We start from the raw sequence: 3,819 nt of genomic DNA on the forward strand, positions 1-3,819 counted from the left end.
TCCACGCTGAATCGCCCACCGGCCGACCTATCCCCGATGAATCGCCCACTGTAGCACGATGAATCGCCCACCGACCGAATCTAGCCAATACGATGAATCGCCCGCCAGGAGACCGGTTATCCACGCTGAATTGCCCACCTACTACCTATAGGACTCCTATACTCTTTCCTATAGAGGCGCACGCGAGGCGCGGAACGACTGGAAGAGCCAAGGAATGGGCTGCGAAGCGCAGGTCGAGAAGGTGGGGGTGGGCGAAGGCCGCCCCGAAAGAAACTCGACCCTCCCGGAATCTTGGACGGCGACGCAAGCGAGGAATGCACCGAAGGGAGTGGGCGATTCATCGTAGTGGGAGGCAACCCCTAGCGTCATAGTAAGCCATAACACTTTTACACTAGCATCCTAGGACACTAGGCTTCTGCTTCGGCCGTCCTACCCTCCGCACCGCCACTTGGTCGCCGCCGCTTTTGGAGTCAGCCCGACAGTCTCAGCCTCATCGCTGCTCCCCGGAGTTGCGCCACTGGCATCGGGTCAGGGTGCCAAGGGTGTTATCAGAGGTGAGCTGGGACTGCCGCATTGTTTGCACCCGGCCGAGCTGGCGGCGCGCGTATTGCGCTGGCGCCGCAAGGGGAGCTCGAAACGGGATCAATTATCGAGTTGCCTGAAGAGACGAGCACTCCCCACAGGGTAAGGGGACAAGCAGGAAGCAGCCCCAAAGCGTTGCCGCGCAGGTAGACGACGAAGCGGGTTATGCGCCGGCGGCTCTGGCAGCCTCCGTCTCTTCCAAACGAAGGTGCTCACGCGAGGTCTCCAAGGTGTTCTCCAGGTTCGCCAGCACCCGCCGCGCCATCTCGGCGGCCTGGGGATGATCGTCGGTGATCATCTCCCGCAGGATTTCGGCCTGACGGGCGCACCTCGCCTCTCCCTCCGCGACATGGCGTCGCGCGGTTTCCAGCGGTGTTTCTGCTTCCCTCATCGGCTTGTTCCGTCCTTTGCAAGCCCAAACCGATGAGGTGGTCCGCAGATCCGTGCTTGCTGGCGAATACGACCTCGGCAGCTCAGCCGCAGGCCGCGCAGGTCAGCAGCCCGCGCTTCTCCCGCGCCGCTTCCACCAGGTAGCCGCAGCGAAGGCAGTTCGCGCCGTCATCCTCCCCTGCAAAGGGATCAGCGAAGGAACGCACCTCCTCGTTCGCCGCCTTGCCTGCCTCACTGCGGTGCGTGTGCCGTTGCCTGACACCCTCTGCTTTGGGTGCGGCAGCGGCGGCCTCTGGAGGAGGTATCTCTGGCTGTGGCGGTGACGGCTGCCACATCGGCATGACGTGGGTGGCCGGCGGGGGCGGCGGCTCGGGTTCGGCTGGCAGCACGTCCTTCAGGAGAGCGGGTGGTGCCGGCTTTGCTCGGAACCCCTCGGGCCAAGTCTCGGCGCGCAGGCTCCGATCTGCAAAACGCGGAGGCGCCGCGGCCTGGTTCGGTGTCTTGCGCCGAACCTCTACGACTTCAACAACTCGGCTCTTGCCGGGAGTGCCTTTGCGCGGTGTGCTGACGATGAGGCGCTTTTCACCGCTGTCTGAGGCGTGTGCTTCCTGCCTTCTCCGGCCGGAGAAGACGCGATCTGCTTCTGACATGTAGCTCCAGGGTGTGGAGACTCGATAACGTCTCCACTGATCTCACGGTAATCGCCCGAACGCGCTCTCCCGAATCACGAACACTGGCAAATTTGAGTTGCTGCTGCAGTGTGCGGGCTCCGTGACGGCGACAGCGAAGGGCTAAATCAGGCGTCCTCAGGAACCGCGCGAAGCCCTTCTACATGCTCACCGCGCTCCAGCATTGTCAGTGCCTTTCTGCCAACGCTCCATGCGTCTTCCGCATTGGCGAAGATCGGCTCGGACGCCAGCACGACGAAGTCGCTTCCCTCCTTGCACACTCGCCAGCGCCAGCGGCGTGACGAGCGCGAGAGAAGCTCGACCTTCACGTAGCCGAAGAAAGCAGGACGCTGATTGCGCGACATCACAGGAAACCCATCAATCTGCGGCCCTGTTAACTCGCCCGAAACAAGATATTACCGCACCAAATTTTCAACTATTGGTGCTATTTTGGCCTGCGCTCGATCGCTCGTGGGTCTCCTCTGTCGCTGCAAACTCCTGGGTGCCTTCCGGTATCCATATTCCGAGCGCCGAGAAAATTCGGAGGGGGGTGCCCGCTTCCCGGAACGGAACAGGAAGCGGGCACCAAGTCCGCCGCTCCGGGTCTAGGGCAAAGCGGCAGGTTCACGTAACGCGACCCACTTCACTTCAGAATCGCAATGGCGCGTGAGCGCGCGCGGTACATCATCGGAGGGGACGGCCCGCCTCCCAGGGTATGGGGGGCTGGGAAGCGGGCCGGAGCGGTGCCGCTTGGGTTTGGGGGCAAGCGGCAGCGGTTGTTTACCTGCTGCAGCATGCTTCGTCATTGCAACGGCTCGCGAACTCTCTTCTCCGCTCGGATTATTCGTGATAACGCTTCTTCTCACGAGCAATGCTGAGGCGTGCTGATGGCTTCCGCCGACCCCCCCAGCGACCCGCAAGCCGCCCTGGTCCCAACCGTCACCGAAGCCGGCGACTTGGCCCTCGTCCCGGTCGAGACCATCCAGCGCGAGACCGAGGCCGCCGTCGCCTTTGCTCTGGCTGACAAGGCGGCCGCGACCCGTCGGGCATACCGCTCCGACTTCGAGCGCTTCGACGCCTGGTGCACCGCGCGCGGCGTCGCCTCGCTGCCGGCCGAGCCGAAGACCGTCGCGGCGTTCCTCGCGTCGGAGGCCGAGACCGGCGCCAAGCCCGCCACGCTGGCGCGCCGCGTCGCCGCGATCCGCTATGCCCACCGTCTCGATGGGCATGAGGCGCCGACCAGTGCGGAGGCTGTCCGTGCCACGCTGCGGGGCATCCGGCGCACCAAGGGAACGGCACCAGCGCAGAAGACACCGGCGACCGCTGGCACGATTAGCGATCTGCTCAAGCAGGTGCCGATGGACACCCTGCGCGGCCTGCGCGACCGGGCCATGCTGCTACTCGGCTTTTCCGGTGCGTTCCGGCGGTCCGAACTCGTCGCGCTCACCGTGGAGGACCTGGTCTTCGTGCAGCAGGGCCTGCGCGTGCGGATCCGGCGCAGCAAGGGTGACCAGGAAGGCCAGGGCCAGGAGATCGCCATCCCGCACGGCACACAGCTACGGCCGGTCGAGGCACTCCGCACGTGGCTGGACGCCGCAGGCATCATCACCGGGCCCGTGTTCCGCCGCATCAGCAAGGGCGGGCGGCTCGGCGAGGATGCGCTGACTGCCGAGGCTGTAGCGCTGGTGGTGAAGGCTTACGCCGAACGTGCTGGCCTGCGACCGGAGGAGTTCGCGGGCCACAGCCTGCGGTCGGGCTTCCTCACCAGCGGCGCCGAGGCTGGCGCGTCGGTGTTCAAGCTGATGGAGGTGTCCCGACACAAGTCGCTCGACACGCTGCGCGGGTACGTCCGCCGCGCCGAACTCTTGAAAGACCACGCGGGCGAGACATTCCTGTAGGCATCTCGCGCTGCTCTAGCTCATTGTCGTTCGCCGCCTCTGCACCCTCAACGTGCGTCACCGCCGCGAGGAGATCAGCGACTGACGAGTAGCGCCCGACAGCCCTGTCGGTGGCGGCATCGATCAGGAGCAGGCCGGCCGGCATCTTCCTGATCAGCCAAGTCGGCGCAAGCTCATTGCCTCTCATCTTTCGGCTGGGGGTGATGATGCTGAGCGCCTCGTAGCCGGTCGCGGTCGGCATGGCCTGAACTGACCAGGCGGGTCCACGGAATGCACACCAT

General features: G+C 64.8%; 4 protein-coding genes. 1 reads left to right on the forward strand and 3 read right to left on the reverse strand.

Annotated features, from left to right (window positions below; genetic code table 11):
• Window positions 1–745: 745 nt before the first annotated feature.
• The 3 genes from Q7A36_RS38740 to Q7A36_RS38750 all read right to left on the reverse strand — a co-directional run bounded on the left by Q7A36_RS38740 (window position 746) and on the right by Q7A36_RS38750 (window position 2,005).
• Window positions 746–973 carry a hypothetical protein gene (locus tag Q7A36_RS38740; protein WP_305109128.1) on the reverse strand — a complete coding sequence of 76 codons (228 nt, stop codon included), beginning with the start codon at window positions 971–973 and terminating at the stop codon, window positions 746–748.
• Window positions 974–1,055: 82 nt separating this feature from the next.
• Window positions 1,056–1,178 carry a hypothetical protein gene (locus Q7A36_RS38745; RefSeq protein ID WP_305109129.1) on the reverse strand — a complete coding sequence of 41 codons (123 nt, stop codon included), beginning with the start codon at window positions 1,176–1,178 and terminating at the stop codon, window positions 1,056–1,058.
• Between the two features lie 590 nt (window positions 1,179–1,768).
• Window positions 1,769–2,005: a hypothetical protein gene (locus Q7A36_RS38750; protein WP_305109130.1), complete on the reverse strand. Its 237-nt coding sequence runs from the start codon at window positions 2,003–2,005 to the stop codon at window positions 1,769–1,771.
• 522 nt (window positions 2,006–2,527) lie between these two features.
• Here Q7A36_RS38750 and Q7A36_RS38755 point away from each other — a divergent pair.
• Window positions 2,528–3,538: a site-specific integrase gene (locus Q7A36_RS38755; RefSeq protein ID WP_305109131.1), complete on the forward strand. Its 1,011-nt coding sequence runs from the start codon at window positions 2,528–2,530 to the stop codon at window positions 3,536–3,538.
• Window positions 3,539–3,819 lie beyond the last annotated feature (281 nt).

Origin of the sequence: Paracraurococcus lichenis, assembly GCF_030657435.1 — a bacterium.
Classification (GTDB): Bacteria; Pseudomonadota; Alphaproteobacteria; order Acetobacterales; family Acetobacteraceae; genus Paracraurococcus; species Paracraurococcus lichenis.

Excerpts from the sequence above, each read along its gene's own strand:
- Q7A36_RS38740 (WP_305109128.1), bottom strand. The coding sequence starts at position 973 with ATGAGGGAAGCAGAAACACCGCTGGAAACCGCGCGACGCCATGTCGCG.
- Q7A36_RS38750 (WP_305109130.1), bottom strand. The coding sequence starts at position 2,005 with ATGTCGCGCAATCAGCGTCCTGCTTTCTTCGGCTACGTGAAGGTCGAG.
- Q7A36_RS38755 (WP_305109131.1), top strand. The coding sequence starts at position 2,528 with ATGGCTTCCGCCGACCCCCCCAGCGACCCGCAAGCCGCCCTGGTCCCA.